Genomic DNA, 18,487 nt, shown 5'->3' on the forward strand with positions numbered 1-18,487 from the left:
TGTCGGCGGGCACTCGTAGGCTGGGCCACACGATGAGCGCCCTGTCTTCGCACACCCACCCGATGACCGAATCCGACGCGACGTCCGACGCGAAGCCCACCGACGAGCGGTCCACCGCCGAGCCCGGCCGAGCCGGACCCGGTCAGGCCGGACCCGGCGACGACGCGTCGGCGCGGCGTCCCCGGCACGACCCGGAGACCCTGCTGGAGGGACTCAACCCCTCCCAGCGGGCGGCGGTCGTGCACGAGGGACACCCGCTCCTCGTGGTGGCCGGTGCGGGGTCGGGCAAGACCCGGGTGCTCACCCGCCGGATCGGATGGCTGCTGGCCGAGCGGGGCGCTCGGCCGAGCTCGGTGCTGGCGATCACCTTCACCAACAAGGCCGCGGGGGAGATGCGCGAACGCGTCGCAGAGCTGGTGGGGCCGCGTGCGGCGGGTGCGATGTGGGTCTCCACGTTCCATGCCTCCTGCGTGCGCATCCTGCGGCGGGAGATCAAGCGGTTCGGGATGTCCTCGTCGTTTTCGATCTACGACGACGCCGACTCCCGCCGGCTGATGACGCTGGTGTGCCGCGACCTCGACCTCGACTCCAAGCGCTACAACCCGCGCTCGGTGCTCAACTGGGTGTCCAACCTCAAGAACGAGCTGATCGACCACGAGGAGGCGGCCCGCCGCGCCGACAACCACCTCGAGCGCACCTTCGCCGAGTGCTACGGGCTCTACCAACAGCGACTGCGCGAGTCCAGCGCCCTCGACTTCGACGACATCATCATGACCACGGTGCACCTGCTGCAGGCGTTCCCCGAGGTCCGCGAGCACTACCGCCGCCGGTTCGCGCACGTCCTGGTCGACGAGTACCAGGACACCAACCACGCGCAGTACGTCCTGGTCCGCGAGCTGACCAGCGCCGAGGGCGACGGACCGCACGGCGAGCTGATGGTGGTGGGTGACGCCGACCAGTCGATCTACGGCTTCCGCGGCGCGACGATCCGTAACATCCTGCAGTTCGAGGAGGACTTCCCCGACGCCCGGGTGATCCTGCTCGAGCAGAACTACCGCTCCACCCAGACGATCCTGTCCGCAGCCAACGCGGTGATCAGCCGCAACGCCGGCCGCAAGGCGAAGAACCTCTGGTCCGACGCCGGCTCCGGTGAGTCCGTGGTGGGCTACGTCGCCGAGGACGAGCACGACGAGGCGCAGTTCGTCGCCGAGGAGATCGACCGGCTGGGCGACCTGGGCGCTGCCCAGCCCAAGGACGTCGCGGTCTTCTACCGCACCAACGCCCAGAGCCGGGTGTTCGAGGAGATCTTCATCCGCGTCGGCCTGCCCTACAAGGTCGTCGGCGGGGTCCGTTTCTACGAGCGCCGTGAGGTGCGGGACGCGCTCGCCTACCTCCGGCTGCTCGCCAACCCCGAGGACACCGTGTCGCTGCGCCGGATCCTCAACGTCCCGAAGCGGGGGATCGGCGACCGCGCCGAGGCCTGCGTGGAGGCGTTCGCCCAGCGCGAGCGGACGACGTTCTGGCAGGCACTGCGCCGCACCGACGAGGTGCCCGGCCTGGCCACCCGTTCGGCCAACGCAATCCGCGGGTTCGTGACCATGATCGACGAGTTGGTGGCCGCGGTGGCCGAGGGGATGCCGCCCGCCGACCTGCTGGAACAGGTGCTCCACCGCAGTGGCTACCTGAAGGAGCTGGAGAACTCTCCCGACCCCCAGGACGAGACCCGGGTGGAAAACCTCTCCGAGCTGGTGGCGGTGGCCCGGGAGTTCACCGAAGGGGCGGTGGCGGAGGGCGTGCCGGCCACCCTCGCGGACTTCCTCGAGCGCGTCGCCCTGGTGGCCGACTCCGACCAGATTCCCGACGGCGAGGAGAACGGCGGGGTGGTCACGCTGATGACCCTGCACACCGCGAAGGGGCTGGAGTTCCCGGTCGTCTTCCTCACCGGCCTGGAGGACGGCGTCTTCCCGCACCAGCGGTCGCAAAGCGACGCCAAGGAACTGGAGGAGGAACGCCGGCTCGCCTACGTCGGCATCACCCGTGCGCGCAAGCGCCTCTACGTCTCCCGGGCCGTGGTCCGCAGCGCGTGGGGAGCGCCGCAGCACAACCCCGCGTCCCGCTTCCTCGACGAGATTCCGGCCGAGCTGGTGGACTGGCGGCGTACGGAGGCCGACCAGATCTCGTGGGGTTCGCAGTCGGTCAGCAGCCGGCGTACCGACCGGCGGGCCGCCCGGCCGGGCCAGCGGCCGATCGTCGCGCTGTCGGCCGGCGACCGGGTGGTGCACGACACCTTCGGCATGGGCTCGGTGGTCGCCACGGCGGGCCAGGGAGACAACGCCGAGGCGACGGTCGACTTCGGGTCGGAAGGCGTCAAGCGGTTCCTGCTCCGCTACGCCCCGCTGCAGAAGCTCTGACCCCAGGGCAGGTCAGGACAGGACGCCCTCACCTCGGGTCAGGTCAGGAGGCTCCGACGCGAGGTCAGAGCAGGCCCTTGGCGCGCAACCAGGGCAGCGGGTCGATCGCCGTACCCCCGCCGGGGTGCACCTCGAAGTGCAGGTGTGGTCCGCTGGAGTTACCGGTGCTCCCGACGTAGCCGATCAGCGTGCCGGCGCGCACCGGGCCGCTCCGGCGGGCGTACCGGGACAGGTGGCAGTACCACGTCACGGTGCCGTCCTCGTGCCGAACCTGGATCCGGTTGCCGAACGCGCTGTACGCGCTCTCCCAGCCTGCGCCGATGATCTCTCCGTTGCCGACAGAGTAGACGGGCGTGCCGAGAGGCGACGCGAAGTCCAGCCCGGTGTGCAGGTGGCTCCACATCGAGCCGGCCCGGCCGTATCCCGCGGACAGACGGAACTTGCTTACGGGCAGCGTCCACTTGATGGAACGTTCCATCGTCTGCTGCTCGCCGGCCCCGGCCGCGGTGCGTTCGATCGAGCGGATCTCCTGGCTGTGCTGCGCGGCCCAGGCCGCCCGCTCCCGATCCGCGGCTGCCCGGGCGCGGCGCGCGGCGGCCAGGTCGGCCGCGTCGGCGGTGGGCTTGGAGGGACGCTTCGAGCGGTCGGCCCGCTTGGCCGCGTCCTCGCGGGCCTGCTGGGCCTGGCTCACACTGCGCGCGATGCTCGCGGGCAGCGCGCGTTCGACGGTGGTCTCGCCCTGCGCCAACGTGCCCGAGCCGACGACGACGGCGCCGGAGGCGACGGCGAAGGTCGCGACACCGGCGAGGACCGGACCGGTGGGGAAGTTCCGCCTGGTCTCGGCCCTGCGGTGCCCGCCCGGCTGGGGCTTTGCCGAGGGAAGCCGGAGGGTCGACGGGGTCTGGAGGAAAGGAGCGGCGCCACCTGACTTCGCCGGGGTCCCCGGACGGTTGGCCCGGGAAGCCGACGTGTCACGCGACGGTCGAGTGCGACCCGCCGATCGGTCACGGCGATGCTTCGCGGTCTCGGCCACTGGTGAGGAACCTTCCTGAAGCGGGTCCTGCCGATCTCGGTTCTCGGCGTTTTCGGCAGCAAACGCGGCAGACGATAACGGATTGGTGTCAACAGGCCAAACAACTCGGACCGGCCAGGCCGAAAGCGGACCAGCAGAGGCTACAAGTCGGGCATTCCGGGCATCCCCGCGACACGCGGGGTGACCAGCTCGGCGCGGCAGGACACCGTGCGTCGCGCACCTGGCGTACGGGAAGACACTGCGCGTCACCGGAACGCGTGTTCGATGCCATGGGTTCGGGGCAGTCGCCGAACCGGTTCGACGACCTCGCCTCGGCCTTTCCGCGAGAACTCCGCGAGAATTCCGGTGAGAATGTCGGCGCGGGTCCGGTCTTCAGTCGAGAGGTGCGTGGGTGACGTGCAGGCAGAACGAGGGCGTTCGCCGATCCGGGTGGTCGTCGCCAAGCCCGGCCTGGACGGCCACGACCGAGGAGCGAAGGTCGTCGCCCGTGCGTTGCGCGACGCCGGCATGGAGGTCATCTACACCGGCCTGCACCAGACGCCGGAGCAGATCGTGGAGACCGCCATCCAGGAGGACGCCGACGGGATCGGCCTGTCCGTTCTGTCCGGCGCGCACCTGACCCTGTTCCAGCGGCTGACGGATCTGCTGCGCGAGCGGGAAGCCGACGACATCGTCGTGTTCGGCGGAGGGATCATTCCCGAGGCCGACATCGCCGCGCTGGCCCGGATGGGAGTGGCCCGCGTGTTCACCCCCGGCGCGTCGACCCAGGAGATCGTGGGCTGGGTCAGCGCCCACCTCGGCGAGCAGGCCGAAGGTGCCGACTCGTCGGTCGCGCAGACCGCGCAGACCGCACGAGCCGCGCAGACCGGGGAGAGTGCGGGCACCGGGGAGAGCGTGGAAGGCACGGAGGCGTCACCGGCCTGAACGTCCCTTCTGGTACGGGTCCGGTTCGCAGGTCGGTACCCATGGCACGGGCGATCGGTCACCGCTCGTGCACCGTGCGCCCCGCTCGCAGCACGCCGACCCGGCGGCGTTAGGCTCGCCGCCGGGCCTTCGTACGGCCCGCCAGCCAAGGCGTATGCGAACCGACCAGGAAGAGCGCGCTCGTGGACCTGATGGAATACCAGGCGAAGGAACTCTTCGCCAAGCATGGCGTACCCGTCACACTCGGGCGGGTCGTCGAGACACCCGGCGACGCCCGGCAGGCTGCCGAGGAACTCGGTGGGCGGGTCGTCGTCAAGGCCCAGGTGAAGACCGGGGGCCGGGGCAAGGCCGGCGGGGTCAAACTCGCCGCCGACCCCGACGACGCGGTGACCCAGGCCGAGGCGATCCTCGGGATGGACATCAAGGGCCACGTGGTCCGCCGCGTCCTGGTGGCGCCGGCGGCTGCGATCGCCGACGAGTACTACTTCTCGTTCCTCGTCGACCGTTCCAACCGTTCCTACCTCTGCATCGCCAGCGCCGAGGGTGGGGTGGAGATCGAGGAGGTCGCCCACACCAACCCCGACGCCGTGGCCAAGGTCGCGATCGACCCGGTTTCCGGAGTCGACGAGGCGAAGGCCCGTGAGATCGTCGCCGCGGCCAAGTTCCCCGCGGACGTCGCCGAGGCCGCCGTCCCCGCGATCCTCGCGTTGTGGAAGGCCTTCGTCGCCGAGGACGCCACGCTCGTCGAGGTCAACCCGCTGGTGAAGCTGGCCGACGGCACCATCGAGGCGCTCGACGGCAAGGTCACCCTGGACGCCAACGCCGCGTTCCGGCACGAGGACCACGCCGCGTTCGAGGACAAGGCGGCCACCGACCCGCTGGAGCAGCGGGCCAAGGAAAAGCACCTCAACTACGTGAAGCTCCAGGGCCAGGTCGGCATCATCGGCAACGGCGCGGGCCTGGTGATGAGCACCCTCGACGTGGTCGCCTACGCCGGTGAGGAGTTCGGCGGCGTCCGGCCGGCCAACTTCCTCGACATCGGCGGCGGCGCCTCCGCGGAGGTGATGGCCAACGGGCTGGAGATCGTGCTGTCCGACCCCGACGTCAACGCCGTCTTCGTCAACGTCTTCGGCGGGATCACCGCCTGCGACGCGGTGGCCAACGGCATCGTCGCGGCGTTCAAGTTGCTCGCGGAGCGGCATGAGACGGTCTCCAAGCCGCTCGTCGTCCGTCTCGACGGCAACAACGCCGAGCTCGGCCGGCAGATCCTCGCCGACGCCGGGCTGGAGGGTGTCGAACAGGTCGACACGATGGATGGCGCCGCGCGTCGCGCGGCCGAACTGGCCGCGGCGCGGTAAGGAGACTTCACACCATGGCGATCTTCCTCACCGAGAACAGCAAGGTCATCGTTCAGGGGATGACCGGCTCCGAGGGCAGCATCCACACCCGCAAGATGGTGCGGGCCGGTACCAACATCGTCGGGGGCACCAACCCCCGCAAGGCCGGCCAGAAGGTCGAGGTCGAGGGGCGTTCGCTTCCGATCTTCGCCACCGTCGGGGAGGCGATGGAGCAGACCGGCGCCGACGTCAGCGTGGCGTTCGTCCCGCCGGCGTTCACCAAGGCGGCGGTCAACGAGGCCATCGACGCCGAGATCCCGCTGGTCGTGGTGATCACCGAGGGCGTGCCCGTCCACGACACCGCGGACTTCTTCACCCGGGCACAGGCGAAGGGCGGACGCACCCGCATCGTCGGCCCCAACTGCCCGGGCGTCGCCTCGCCGGGCAAGTCCTACGCTGGCATCATCCCCGCCGACATCACCGGCCCGGGCAGGATCGGGCTGGTCTCCAAGTCGGGCACGCTGACGTACCAGATGATGTACGAGCTGCGCGACATCGGCTTCTCCACCGCGGTCGGCATCGGCGGTGACCCGATCATCGGGACGACCCACATCGACGCCCTGGCGGCGTTCGAGGCGGACCCGGAGACCGAGGTCATCGTGATGATCGGCGAGATCGGTGGGGACGCCGAGGAGCGGGCCGCGGAGTTCATCAAGGCCAACGTCACCAAGCCGGTCGTCGGCTACGTGGCCGGCTTCACCGCGCCCGAGGGCAAGACGATGGGTCACGCCGGTGCGATCGTGTCCGGCTCGTCCGGCACCGCGCAGGCCAAGCAGGAGGCGCTCGAGGCCTGCGGGGTGCGGGTCGGCCGCACTCCCAGCGAGACCGCCCGGCTGGTCCGCGAGGTCGTCGAGGGCCGCGGATAGCAAGGCCGCGCCACGGTGCCGGCCCCAGGTAGGCCACTCGGGGCGCGAGCCACGGACGACGAACGACGAGGCGGGTCCCGGTCAGGGGCCCGCCTCGTCGGCTGTCGGTCGGTGTTCGGCTCGTCGGTTCTCAGCTGCCGCCGCTGGTCGCCAGCCGGTCCGCGGTCGCCATCAGCGTCGCGGCCATCGGGTCGCTGCCGTAGTTGAAGTCCAGGCCGTCCTCGTCCCAGACCACCACCGACAGCTGGGCGCCGGAGCGGACCAGCCCGACCGCCTCGATCCGACCCGTGCCGTCACCGTCGTCGTGACCGAACCACCACCAGGCGGCCTGGTCACCGGCGTCGGAGGCGGTCGGGCCGTGCAGCTGTCCCCAGCCGCAGTCGGTGAGCCAGCCGCGGAACGTGTCGTAGGCGGAGCCCGCACTCGCGTCGGTCGCGAAGCGGCCGACCACGTTGGTGCCGGTGACGGTCCCGTCCGCGCCCCAGGTGAAGTCGCGGCGCAGGCTCTGCACGGCGCCGAGCCCGGCGAGGCCGCCGGCCTGGCAGTGCGCCGCCGCCGATCCCTCGGCCTCACTGGTGCCGGCGTCCGCCCAGGTGGATCCGGAGTCGTTCACCTTCGGCATCTCCGCCGCGCTCAGCAGCGCGTCGGCGGTCAGTGGCGGGGCAGACGGAGCCGGCGGGGCGGGTGTCGGAGTGGGCTCGGGACTCGCCGGCGGGGCGGCCGTACCGGTGGAGGAGGACGTGGGGACGGACGGAGGAGGCGTCGACGACCTGGTGGCGGGTACGGGCTGCCCGCGCCCGGGCGGGGTGTGGGTGGGCTTCGGCCGGGCGTAACGGGACGCCGCACCGCTGGCACGGAGCCGGGCCGGCGGGGGTTCGGGGTCGATGCGCAGGGCGGTGCCGAGGATGCCCGTGGGTGTCGGTCGTGGCATCCCGGGCAGCGTGGCAGGTGGGTCGCTGACCGGGGTCAGGTGCTCGCTGGGTATGCCGGCGATCACGCTGTAGCCGAGCAGGCCGACGCCCGCGACGACCGCGATGCCGGTGCTCGCGGCGCGCTGGACGTGCCGCCGAACACCGCGCCGGCGCAACTGGCCGGCGTCCACCCACTCGACGACGTCGATGTCGGCGCGCAACCGGGACAGCTGGTCGTCGACCCGGTGGTCTGCGTCAGCGGGCATGCTCGGTCTCCTCAGTCGCACTCTCGGCTCGGGGATCGCTCTCGCGCAGGAGCGCGGCGAGTGCGGCGCGGCCTCGGGACAGCCTGGCCTTGACGGTGCCGCTCGGAACGCTCATCTCCCGCGCGACCTCCTCGACAGACATCCCGACCAGGTGGTGGAGCACGATCGTGCGTCGCTGGGCCTCGGGGATCTCCTTGAGGGCGGCGACGAGCGCGACGTTGTCCGGGCTGGGTTCAGGTGCGTGCGACGGCGGCCCGTGCCGGGCCATGGCGGCGACGCCGTTCTTGATCTTGCGCCATCTGCTGGCGGCGATCCGCCAGGCGACGGTGCGCAGCCAGGCCTCGGGGTTGGCGTGGCCGGCCACATCCGTCCAGTGCTGCCAGGCTCGGGCGTAGGCCTCTTGGACACAGTCTTGAGCATCGGCGAGGTTTCCGGTCATCGCGTACATCTGGTGGAGGAGTCGTTGCCGAGTGGCGTGGTAGAAGGCGTCGAAGTCGTCGGCTTCCGCCATGAGCCCTCCGCCACTCCCGCCGACTCTCTCCAGATGACACCGCACCCCGGCCGGTGGTTGCAGCGTTTGTGCCCTCGGGTGGGGGAAACTTCTGCCGCGAACCACGGGTGTCAGGACGAACATAGTCAAACCGGGCCGGGTACGGCTTCTCGTACCGGCCGATCGAGAAACTTCTGTGACTTTTCCGTCCGAATCCTCCCAGGTCGTTGTGGATCTTTCCGTGGCGGTGTGGCCCTGCGGCGTGTCCGGGGCGGCACGAACCACTCTCGGCTGAAACCATGTCTGCGATGACCGACCTGCTGGCGCGTTCCGTCGCGCGCGTACCAGGACGCCCACCCGGTGGTGGGCACCCCAGGCCGGCGCCCGTCGGGGCGCTCCTTGCGGCCGGCTGGGCGGTGCTGGCGGGGGCGCTGCCGTGTGGGGCGATCGCCGTCGTGGGCTGGTTCGCCACGAGCGGGGGTACGGCATCGTGGGCCTTCCGGGTCGGTGTGGACGCCTGGCTGTCGGCCCACTGGGTGCCGATCGCCCTGTCCGACGGCCGGTACAACCTCGCGCCCTTGGGTCTGACCGCGTTGCCCGTCCTCCTGCTGTGGCGGGCCGGCGGCTGGGTCGCCCGTACGGCCGAACTGCAAGGCGCGCGTGACACCTGCCTGGCGGTGGCTTCCCTGGCGGTCGCCTACGGCGCACTGGTGACGCTCGTGGCCCTGGCCACCCGCGCCGACGAGGCGGCTCCCGACCTCGTTCGGGCGTTCGGCTACGCCACCCTGCTCGCGGCGGTGGTGGGGGGCGCCGGGACGGCCCGGGAGACCGGGCACGCGAGGTCGTTCTGGGGGGGCCTGCCCGAGCGGGTGCGCGCCGTGCTCTACGGCGGGACCGCCGGCCTGGTCGCCCTGTTGACCTCCGGCACCCTGCTGGTCGCGGTCTCCCTGGTGCTGCACGCCGGCCGGGTCGCCGACCTCACCAGGTCGCTGGCCCCGGGCCCGGTCGGTCTGGTGCTGTTGCTCGTGGCATGCCTGGCATACCTCCCGAACGCCGCGGCGTTCGGTGCGGCGTACGCCCTCGGCCCTGGATTCGCGGTCGGCACCGGCACGGTCGTCGCGCCGTCGGGCGTCCTGCTCGGCTCGCTGCCGGCGTTCCCGCTGCTCGGCGCGCTGCCGGTGACCACGACCCCGCCCGGCTGGCTGGCGGCGGTCCTCGTGCTGCCCATCGCGGCGGGAGCGGTGGCCGGGCTGGCCGCCGTACGGCGGTATCCGGAGTACGGCGTGGAGACCGCGGCCGCCCGGGCCGGGCTGGCCGGAGTGGCCGGCGGGGTTCTCTACACGCTGGTCGCCCTGCTGGCCGGCGGCGGGGCCGGCCCCGGGCGGCTGGCCGACGTCGGGGTGCCCGCGGCCCAGACGGCGCTGATCGCGGTCAGCACGCTCGGAATCGCCGGGGCGGTGGCGGCGCCGGCGGCCAGGGCGCTGACCCGGTGGAACCTCCTCGACCGGCTGCCCGGCCGGCGCAACGCCGGTGCCGCCTCGCAGGCAGAGCAGCGCGCCGACCAGGACTGAGCGGCGGAGACGGGCTCAGGGCCGCGACGGCGGTGAGAGCCGGTCGAAGATGCTCTTCTCGAACGTCGTCTGGCAGTTCTGCCGGGCGGTCTGGGTGTTGGCGCCGGACACGCACTCCTGGTAGTCCACGATCTCGTTCCAGAAGACGGCCCACACCACCGACAGCACGAGGCCGATAGCCACCGCGACCACGCCGAGGACCAGGCCCGGTCCGGCGCCGGGGACCGCCCGGCCGGCGCGCCGTCCCCTGCGCCGTCCGGCCACTCCCAGCCAGACCGCGATGCCACCGGCGAAGATGCCGAGCGGAGGAACGAAGATGCTCGCCAGCAGGCCGAAGATGCCGAGCATCAGGGCGAAGCGACCGTAGGCGTTCACCTGCCGGCGCTGGTCCTCGGACTCGGCAGGTCCGTGCGCCCCGCCCGGCTGCCCGCCGGGACCACCAAGGCCGCCAGGCCCACCGGGTCGGCCAGGGCCACCGGGTCCACCGGTGCCACCGCTCCAGCCACCGGTCGGCACGCCCCAACCGCCGCCGGGCCGGGAGCCGCCCTGCGGAGTGCCGCCTGGCCGGGCGCCCTCCGGGCCGTTCCCGCCCTCGCCGGCGCCTCCGCCGCCCGAGCTGTCGGCGGTGGGCATGATCCGCGAGTACGGCGAACCGGTGCGCGGCCGGCCGAACACCCGCTCGGCGTCCGGGGGAGCGACGGTGCCCTCCGGCGGGATTGGGGCAAGTCCGGCGTCGCCGGACTCCTCCGCTCCGGTGGTCGTATCCGTCCTGGCGCCCGAGCCTCCGCTTTCGCCCGTGGCCGTACCCGCCGCCCGCACCCCCTCCAGGGGCGTACCGGTCGGCTCGTCCTCGCGACGGCCCTCGGGGGGATTGTCGGTACTGCTCACAGGGGCTTCTCCCGTCGTTTGCGCGCCTACCGCTATCGTGACGGAACGTCGGACTCGAAGCGAACGTGCCCCGGGTAGGTCGCCGGCGCCGTCCAGTTCGTGCGTCCGCGGCCGACCGTCCAGCGAGGAGTTCATCCTGTCCGCCCGCCTCGTCGTCCTGCTCTCCGGTTCGGGCACCCTGTTGCAGGCCCTGCTCGACGCCACCCGCGATCCGGCGTACGGCGCCACGATCGTCGCCGTCGGCGCCGACCGTGACGGGATCGAGGGCCTGGCCCGCGCCGAGCGTGCGGGCATTCCGACGTTCGTGCTGCGGGTCCGCGACCATCCCTCCCGCGCCGACTGGGATGCCGCACTCACCGCGAAGGTGGCCGCCTTCGAACCGGACCTGGTGGTGTCGGCCGGTTTCCTCAAGCTGGTCGGCGCGTCGTTCCTGTCGGAGTTCGGCGGAAAGTACGTCAACAGCCACAACTCGCTGCTGCCGGCGTTCCCCGGGATGCACGGGCCGCGCGACGCGCTCGCCTACGGCGTCCGCCTGGCCGGCGCCACGTTGTTCGTCGTCGACGAGGGTGTCGACGCCGGTCCGATCATCGCCCAGGTCGCCGTGCCCGTGCGCGACGACGACACCGAGGAGACGTTGACCGAACGCATCAAGGTCGCCGAGCGCCGTCAGCTGGTCGACGTCGTCGGCTCGATGGTGCGTGAGGGCTACACCGTTTCGGGCAGAAAGGTCACCATCCCGTGAACGCCACCACGAGCACCACCGCCGGATCGGCCGCCGACGAGGGCCGGCGTCCCATCCGCCGCGCACTGGTCAGCGTCTATGACAAGTCCGGGTTGACAGAGCTGGCTCGCGGGCTGGCCGACGCCGGGGTGTCGATCGTCTCCACCGGCTCCACCGCCGCGACCATCGAGGCGGCCGGGATCGCGGTGACCCGGGTGGAGGAGCTGACCGGGTTCCCGGAGTGCCTGGACGGCCGGGTCAAGACGCTGCACCCGCGGGTGCACGCCGGCCTGCTGGCCGACACACGCAACCCCGACCACGTTCGCCAGCTCGCCGACCTGAACGTCGAGGCGTTCGACCTGTTGGTTTCGAACCTCTATCCGTTCGCGGCGACGGTCGCCTCCGGTGCCGGGCCGGACGAGGTGATCGAGCAGATCGACATCGGTGGCCCGGCGATGACCCGCGCGGCCGCCAAGAACCACGCCAGCGTCGCGGTGGTCACCTCGCCGCAGCGGTACGCGGACGTGCTGGCCGCGGTGGCCGCCGGGGGCTTCACCCTGGAGCAGCGGCAGCGGCTCGCCGCAGAGGCGTTCGTGCACACCGCGACCTACGACGTGCAGGTCGCGTCCTGGCTCGGCAACGTCGTGGCGCCCACCGACGAGGGCACCGGCTTCCCCGCCTGGTTCGGCGCCACCTGGAACCGCAAGGCGGTGTTGCGGTACGGCGAGAACCCCCACCAGCGCGCCGCGCTCTACTCCTCCGGCTCGACCGCGCCCGGCCTGGCCCAGGCCGAGCAGTTGCACGGCAAGGAGATGTCGTACAACAACTACGTCGACGCCGACGCGGCCAGGCGCGCGGCGTACGACTTCGCGGCCCCCGCGGTGGCCATCATCAAGCACGCCAACCCGTGCGGCATCGCCGTGGCCGCGGACCTGGCCGAGGCGCACTCGAAGGCGCACGCGTGTGACCCGGTGTCGGCGTTCGGCGGGGTGATCGCGACCAACCGCCCGGTGACCGAGGCGATGGCCCGGCAGGTCGCGGAGGTGTTCACCGAGGTCGTGGTGGCGCCCGAGTTCGAGCCGGCGGCCCTGGAGATCCTCACCCGCAAGAAGAACATCCGGCTGCTGCGCTGCCCGGCGCCCGCGGGTGCCGGCGTGGAGCTCCGCCAGGTGTCCGGTGGTGCGCTGGTGCAGACCGTGGACGCGGTGGACGCGCCCGGCGACGACCTGCTCGGCTGGCGTCTGGCGGCCGGTGATCCGGTCGACGACTCGGTGCTGGCCGACCTGGTGTTCGCGTGGCGGGCGGTGCGTGCGGTCAAGTCCAACGCCATCCTGCTCGCCAGTGGCGAGGCGACCGTGGGCGTCGGCATGGGCCAGGTCAACCGGGTCGACTCCGCCCGGCTCGCGGTGGCGCGGGCGGGGGAGCGGGCGGCCGGGTCGGTGGCTGCCTCGGACGCGTTCTTCCCCTTCGCCGACGGGTTGCAGGTGCTGCTTGACGCCGGTGTGCGCGCCGTGGTGGAGCCGGGTGGCTCGGTCCGCGACGACGAGGTCATCGCCGCTGCCCAGGCGGCCGGGGTGCCGTTGTACTTCACCGGGACGCGCCACTTCTTCCACTGAGCCGGTCTCCGTGCGGCGACGGGCGGCTTGATGGCCTTCTCCCTCCCGGGAGGGAGCGGGCTCGCCGTCGCGGGGGACAGGATCACCCCCGCCACGCACCTAACGTCGCTGCCATGACGACATCGGTGGTTCCGGGACGTACGCCGAAGCTGATGGTGGCCCGCAAGGTCGCGGCGTACTTCGCCGCGCTGACGATGCTGCCGTACTTCCTGCTCAAGGTCTTCTGGGTGGGCGATGGGTTGCACGGCGGCGGGCTGCACACGGGCGTGTGGAAGACCCTGGACTGGGTGGCGGTCAACGCTGTGACCGTCGCCATGTCCGGGAGCGCGATCATGCTCGGCCTCGCGCTCGGACAGCGGTGGGGGCTACGGCTCCCTGCGTGGTCGCTGCTGCTTCCCGCGTGGGTGGGGATGGGGTTCCTCTGCTCGATGCTCCCGCTCATCCCGGTCTTCGCCGTCCTCCCGGACGCCGGGGCCGACCCGGGTGGGCCGAAGCTGCCGATGGCGACGTGGGAGGTCGGGATGATCTCGGTGTCCTTCGCCGGGTTCGGGCTCGGGCTGGCCGTCGCGGTGCCGCTCTACGTGCGTGAACGCTGGCCGGCGTTGTTCGCGCGGCGGTACGCCGGGCAGGCCGGCCGGTCCGCGGACACCGCCCGTGCCGGTGGACCCGACCACGCCCGGCACCTGCGACTGTCGCTGGCGAGGGCGGCGACGGCGGTCTGTGCGCTGCTCGCCGTAGCCCAGGCGTACTGGGCGTTCGGTGGAACGCTCGGACTCGACCCGCACGCGCTCGCCGGGCGTGACCTGCGCTGGCACCTGCTCACCGGCAGCAGCGGCTGCTGGGCGCTGGTCGCCGCCTGGGGCGCGAGGAGTCTCGGGCGTCACCGCGGTGGGCCGCCCTCCCGGGTCGCGCTGCTGCTCACCTGGGTGGCCTCGGGTGCGTTGTTCGCGTGGAGTTCGTGGCGGGCGGCGTTCGTGTTCGCGGTGCCGTCGGCGTACTCCGCGCCCGAGTATCCCGCCGTACAGGCGCTCGGGAACCACCTGGGAGCGCTCGCCGGGCTGACGATCCTGATCCTCCTGCTGCTCCGCGTCATCGAACCTGTACGCGCCGCCGGGCACGGATCCGGCGGCTCCGCCGAGGTCCCCGATCCCGCGTAGTCGGACCCGGCTCGCACGGCCCAGGTCGCCGGCACAGTTCGCACAGTTCACCCATCCCGGGCATCCGGCGCATCACCGCCGCGGCGTTGCCCCGGCGCGGCGAGGTCGGCAGAGTGGGGAACGTGACGACACTGCTGCTGGTTCATGGCGGCCTCTGGGACGACATGAACGCCGAGCGGTTCTGGCACGAGCCCGGGATCGTCGCCGGCCTGGAGGAGCGGGGCTTCACCCTGCTCGCGCCGGACCGCCTGCCGCGGGCCCGCTCCTGGCTGGCCGAGGTCGAGCACCTGGTGCCGCTGCTGCCGCCGGGTCCGGTCTGCGTGGTGGCCGGGTCGAACGGCTGCTCGGTGGCCGTCCGGTTGGCGCTGACCTGTCCGGACCGCGTGGACCGGCTGGTGCTCGCCTGGCCCGCGACGGTCGGTGAGCCGGTGGTGGACGTACGCACCCGCCGGGAGCTGACCGAACTCGGCGCGTCGCCGCGGATCGCCAAGGACCTTCTCTCCGGCGAGGTCCTGCGCGGGGTCACCGAGGGTGAGCTCACCGGGATGAAGCTCCCGGTCGGAGTGCTCCCGTCCACGCCGGAGAACCCCGTCCACCGACGCCGTACGTCCGTGGCGTTGTGCTCCCTCCTGCCGCACCCGTCGGAGCTGCCCGGTACGCCGGAGCCGGTACGCCGGGACTTCCGGCCGTACCTCGGCTCGTTCCTCACCAGCGTCACGTCCTTCGTCTCCGAGGTGCCCTGAGAAGGTGCCCTGAGAAGGTGCCCTGAGAAGGCCCCTGGGGCCCATGCGGGCGGTTGCGGGCCGCCGCCGCACCCGGGGCGGGTAGCCTGCCGTTCTGCGAGGAATCCCACCGGAGTCCCAGGAGGGCGGTCATGGTCGACCAGCCAGGCGAGGATGCGGCCCGGCCGGCAGCCCAGGTGCCCCCGGTCCCGGCTCGCGGGGGAACGCCCGCCGACAGGCAGGCGTTCTGGAAACGTTGGGGTCGTCCACGGGGCCGCCCACTTCCGCCGATTCGTCCCTGGCCGCGCCGGCAGTGGCCGCTGCTCGTGGTCCTCGCCGGAGTGGTCGCCTCCCTGGTGGTCGTGGTGGTGGTCGATTTCCGGCCCGGTACGGCACTGTTCGCCTGCTCGGTCCTGTTGGCGGCGGTGTTCCGGTTGGTGCTGACCACCAGGCGGGCCGGCCTGCTGGTGCTGCGGAGCCGGATGACCGACGTGGTGACGCTCGCGATCATGGGAGGTGCGGCTTTGGTGCTGGCGCTGGCCGTGCCGGACATCCGATGACTTCCGAACGACGTCCGAGCAACTCCCGAATGACCCCGACGGCCGCTGGGACGGCTGCTCGGTTAGGCTTCGAGAAGTATCTCGACGCCAAGACAACTCCCGAGAACGCTGAGTCCGAGCGCCGCACATCCGGGCGGCATTTCCAGGAGGCGAGCACACATGGCGCGTAACGGCAAGGTCGCTGTCGTCGGTGCGGGTTTCTACGGGTCGACGACCGCGCAGCGACTCGCCGAGTACGACATCTTCGACGAGGTCGTCCTCACCGACATCCTCGAAGGCCGGCCCGAGGGGCTGGCGCTCGACATCAACCAGTCCCGCCCGGTCGAGGGCTTCGAGACCAAGGTGACCGGCCAGACGACGGGCCGCAACGGCGAGGGCTACGAGGCGATCGCCGGCTCCGACATCGTGATCATCACCGCCGGGCTGCCGCGCAAGCCCGGCATGAGCCGGATGGACCTGATCGAGACCAACGCCAAGATCGTCCGGCAGGTCGCCGAGAACGTCTCCAAGCACGCGCCCAACGCGGTGGTCATCGTGGTGTCCAACCCGCTGGACGAGATGACCGCGCTGGCCCAGCTGGCCACGCAGTTCCCACGCAACCGCGTGCTCGGCCAGGCCGGCATGCTCGACACGGCGCGGTTCACCAACAGCGTGGCGGAGAAGCTCGGCGTCCCCGTGGGCGCTGTCACCACGCTGACCCTCGGCTCGCACGGCGACACCATGGTGCCGGTCCCGAGCAAGTGCACCGTCGAGGTCGACGGCTCCACCAGGCCGCTGACCGAGTTGCTGTCCGCCGAGGACATCGAGGCGCTCGTGGAGCGCACCCGCAACGGCGGGGCGGAGGTCGTCGCCCTGCTCAAGACCGGCTCGGCGTACTTCGCGCCCTCGGCCGCGGCGGCCCGGATGGCCAAGGCGATCGCGGAGGACTCCGGCGCTGTCATGCCCGTGTGCGCATGGGTCGACGGTGAGTACGGCATCGACGGTGTCTACCTCGGCGTCCTCGCCGAGCTCGGCCGGACCGGCGTACGCAAGGTCGTCGAGACCGACCTCACCGACAGCGAGCTGGCCGCGCTGAAGGAGGCGGCGGAAGCCGTCCGCAGCAAGCAGTCCGACGTCCAGAACCTCTAACCCCACCCTCGACGTGGATGGCCGGCGGGGTTGCCCCCACCCCGATCCACGCCTGCCGGAGGAGCCCCCTTGTCAAAGATCAGCGTGAAGAACCCGATCGTCGAGCTTGACGGCGACGAGATGACCCGGGTCATCTGGAAGGACATCAAGGAGCAGCTGCTGCTGCCCTATGTCGACCTCCAGCTCGACTACTACGACCTCGGCATCGAGCACCGCGACGCCACCGACGACCAGGTGACGATCGACGCCGCGAACGCGATCAAGCAGCACGGCGTGGGCGTGAAGTGCGCCACCATCACCCCGGACGAGGCGCGGGTCGAGGAGTTCGGGCTGAAGAAGATGTGGCGTTCGCCGAACGGCACGATCCGCAACATCCTCGGTGGCGTGGTCTTCCGCGAGCCGATCATCATCGACAACGTTCCCCGTCTGGTGCCGGGCTGGACCAAGCCGATCATCATCGGCCGGCACGCCCACGGCGACCAGTACAAGGCCACCGACTTCGTGGTGCCGGGCCCGGGCAAGCTCACCGTGACCTACACCCCGACCGACGGCAGCCAGCCGATGGAGTTCGAGGTCGCGGAGTACCCCGGCGGCGGCGTCGCGATGGCGATGTACAACTTCGACGACTCCATCCGCGACTTCGCCCGGGCCTCGCTGAACTACGGCCTGCAGCGCGGCTACCCGGTCTACCTCTCCACGAAGAACACCATCCTCAAGGCCTACGACGGCCGCTTCAAGGACCTGTTCGCCGAGGTCTTCGAGACCGAGTTCAAGGGCAAGTTCGAAGAGGCCGGCATCACCTACGAGCACCGGCTCATCGACGACATGGTGGCGCAGGCCCTGAAGTGGGAGGGCGGCTTCGTCTGGGCGGCCAAGAACTACGACGGGGACGTGCAGTCCGACACCGTCGCTCAGGGCTTCGGTTCGCTCGGCCTGATGACCAGCGTGCTGATGACCCCGGACGGCCGCACGGTCGAGGCGGAGGCGGCACACGGCACCGTGACGCGGCACTTCCGGCAGTGGCAGAAGGGCCAGAAGACGTCGACGAACCCGATCGCGTCGATCTTCGCCTGGACGCGGGGTCTGGCACACCGCGGCAAGCTGGACGGCACGCCGGAGGTGACGGCGTTCGCGCAGACGCTGGAGCAGGCCTGCGTGGAGACCGTCGAGGCCGGCAAGATGACCAAGGACCTCGCGCTGCTGGTCGGTGGCGACACCGAGTGGCTGAGCACCGACGACTTCCTGGCCGCCCTTGCCGAGACGCTGAAGGCGAAGGTGGCCAAGCAGTAGGGCTCACCTTCGGCAGGTCCGTACGCACGTTCGTCGCCCACCCGGGCCGGCTCCGGCCGGCCGGGTGGGCGACGTCGTCCCGGCAGCCGTCGCCCCGGTCGGCGTCGGCCCGGTCGGTCTGGCGTCGGTGATCCGAGGCTTCCGGCCGCGTTTCGTGATCGGCTCGCGCGGAAGGATGAATTCGTGGCTACCAGACTCAACAAGAGCGCGTTCGAGCACGCCAAGCGACTGGTCGGAGACGGCAAGTACACCGCCGACGATCGGGACGCCTGGAGCGAGCACCAGCCGTCGGCGGCGGACGAGAACGCCTACCTCGACAAGCACGGCTACGAGGAGTACGGCAAGTGGTACCTCGGCGTCGACGACGAGCAGAACCCGGAAACCAAGTCCCACTACAAGTTCCCGTACGGCGACTTCAAGAAGGTCCACCGCTGCGGGGTGATCAGCGCGGAGTCCCGGGCCGGCCAGAACGACTACGACGACATCGAGTCCGCCGCCTTACAGCTGCGTGAGCTGATCGACAAGCAGTGAGCCCG

17 protein-coding genes are annotated in these 18,487 nt (G+C 71.5%); 13 read left to right on the forward strand and 4 right to left on the reverse strand.

The genetic code is table 11. The features are described 5' to 3' along the window. Positions 1–62 precede the first annotated feature (62 nt). Positions 63–2,411 carry a DNA helicase PcrA gene (gene pcrA, locus BLU27_RS13890; RefSeq protein ID WP_197681829.1) on the forward strand — a complete coding sequence of 783 codons (2,349 nt, stop codon included), beginning with the start codon at positions 63–65 and terminating at the stop codon, positions 2,409–2,411. 64 nt (positions 2,412–2,475) lie between these two features. Here pcrA and BLU27_RS13895 read toward each other — a convergent pair whose 3' ends face one another. Next, positions 2,476–3,444, reverse strand: a complete 969-nt coding sequence (locus BLU27_RS13895) for a M23 family metallopeptidase (RefSeq protein ID WP_092653945.1) — start codon at positions 3,442–3,444, stop codon at positions 2,476–2,478. 396 nt (positions 3,445–3,840) lie between these two features. Here BLU27_RS13895 and BLU27_RS13900 point away from each other — a divergent pair, with 396 nt between their 5' ends. The 3 genes from BLU27_RS13900 to sucD all read left to right on the forward strand — a co-directional run bounded on the left by BLU27_RS13900 (position 3,841) and on the right by sucD (position 6,631). Then, complete coding sequence (locus BLU27_RS13900) at positions 3,841–4,368, forward strand: cobalamin B12-binding domain-containing protein (protein WP_241827958.1); 528 nt, start codon at positions 3,841–3,843, stop codon at positions 4,366–4,368. Between the two features lie 182 nt (positions 4,369–4,550). Further along, complete coding sequence (gene sucC / locus BLU27_RS13905) at positions 4,551–5,726, forward strand: ADP-forming succinate--CoA ligase subunit beta (RefSeq protein WP_092653949.1); 1,176 nt, start codon at positions 4,551–4,553, stop codon at positions 5,724–5,726. 14 nt (positions 5,727–5,740) lie between these two features. Further along, positions 5,741–6,631, forward strand: coding sequence for a succinate--CoA ligase subunit alpha (sucD, locus tag BLU27_RS13910; RefSeq protein WP_092653951.1), 891 nt, complete (start codon positions 5,741–5,743; stop codon positions 6,629–6,631). A 130-nt stretch (positions 6,632–6,761) separates the two neighbouring features. Here the strand turns inward: sucD and BLU27_RS13915 are convergent, their stop codons facing one another. Next, on the reverse strand, positions 6,762–7,808 hold the full coding sequence (locus BLU27_RS13915; RefSeq protein ID WP_092653953.1) for a hypothetical protein: 1,047 nt from the start codon (positions 7,806–7,808) through the stop codon (positions 6,762–6,764). Further along, on the reverse strand, positions 7,798–8,319 hold the full coding sequence (locus BLU27_RS13920; RefSeq protein ID WP_092653955.1) for a SigE family RNA polymerase sigma factor: 522 nt from the start codon (positions 8,317–8,319) through the stop codon (positions 7,798–7,800). The genes BLU27_RS13915 and BLU27_RS13920 overlap by 11 nt, the downstream gene beginning before the upstream one ends. 278 nt (positions 8,320–8,597) lie before the next feature. On the opposite strand from BLU27_RS13920, the gene BLU27_RS13925 reads away from it, so the two are divergent. Next, on the forward strand, positions 8,598–9,869 hold the full coding sequence (locus BLU27_RS13925) for a cell division protein PerM (protein WP_157728523.1): 1,272 nt from the start codon (positions 8,598–8,600) through the stop codon (positions 9,867–9,869). A gap of 15 nt (positions 9,870–9,884) precedes the next feature. On the opposite strand, the gene BLU27_RS29050 is transcribed toward BLU27_RS13925, so the two are convergent. Next, on the reverse strand, positions 9,885–10,757 hold the full coding sequence (locus BLU27_RS29050) for a hypothetical protein (RefSeq protein ID WP_157728524.1): 873 nt from the start codon (positions 10,755–10,757) through the stop codon (positions 9,885–9,887). Between the two features lie 136 nt (positions 10,758–10,893). On the opposite strand from BLU27_RS29050, the gene purN reads away from it, so the two are divergent. From purN to BLU27_RS13970, 8 genes are all read left to right on the forward strand, one after another. Then, positions 10,894–11,499 carry a phosphoribosylglycinamide formyltransferase gene (gene purN, locus BLU27_RS29055; protein ID WP_197681918.1) on the forward strand — a complete coding sequence of 202 codons (606 nt, stop codon included), beginning with the start codon at positions 10,894–10,896 and terminating at the stop codon, positions 11,497–11,499. Next, positions 11,496–13,094: a bifunctional phosphoribosylaminoimidazolecarboxamide formyltransferase/IMP cyclohydrolase gene (gene purH / locus BLU27_RS13940; RefSeq protein ID WP_092653963.1), complete on the forward strand. Its 1,599-nt coding sequence runs from the start codon at positions 11,496–11,498 to the stop codon at positions 13,092–13,094. The genes purN and purH overlap by 4 nt, the downstream gene beginning before the upstream one ends. A gap of 113 nt (positions 13,095–13,207) precedes the next feature. Continuing rightward, positions 13,208–14,251, forward strand: coding sequence for a hypothetical protein (locus BLU27_RS13945; RefSeq protein ID WP_092653965.1), 1,044 nt, complete (start codon positions 13,208–13,210; stop codon positions 14,249–14,251). Positions 14,252–14,373: 122 nt separating this feature from the next. Beyond that, positions 14,374–14,994 carry an alpha/beta hydrolase gene (locus BLU27_RS13950; RefSeq protein ID WP_197681830.1) on the forward strand — a complete coding sequence of 207 codons (621 nt, stop codon included), beginning with the start codon at positions 14,374–14,376 and terminating at the stop codon, positions 14,992–14,994. A 131-nt stretch (positions 14,995–15,125) separates the two neighbouring features. Further along, on the forward strand, positions 15,126–15,533 hold the full coding sequence (locus tag BLU27_RS13955) for a DUF3017 domain-containing protein (RefSeq protein ID WP_092653967.1): 408 nt from the start codon (positions 15,126–15,128) through the stop codon (positions 15,531–15,533). A gap of 159 nt (positions 15,534–15,692) precedes the next feature. Further along, entirely contained in the window at positions 15,693–16,661 is a 969-nt protein-coding gene (locus tag BLU27_RS13960; protein WP_092653969.1) for a malate dehydrogenase, read from the forward strand. Positions 16,662–16,730: 69 nt separating this feature from the next. Then, positions 16,731–17,951, forward strand: coding sequence for an NADP-dependent isocitrate dehydrogenase (locus BLU27_RS13965; RefSeq protein WP_092653971.1), 1,221 nt, complete (start codon positions 16,731–16,733; stop codon positions 17,949–17,951). A 183-nt stretch (positions 17,952–18,134) separates the two neighbouring features. Further along, positions 18,135–18,482 carry a hypothetical protein gene (locus tag BLU27_RS13970; protein WP_092653973.1) on the forward strand — a complete coding sequence of 116 codons (348 nt, stop codon included), beginning with the start codon at positions 18,135–18,137 and terminating at the stop codon, positions 18,480–18,482. Positions 18,483–18,487: the final 5 nt, after the last annotated feature.

It is taken from the genome of Actinopolymorpha singaporensis (genome assembly GCF_900104745.1).
GTDB classification, from domain to species: Bacteria; Actinomycetota; Actinomycetes; order Propionibacteriales; family Actinopolymorphaceae; genus Actinopolymorpha; species Actinopolymorpha singaporensis.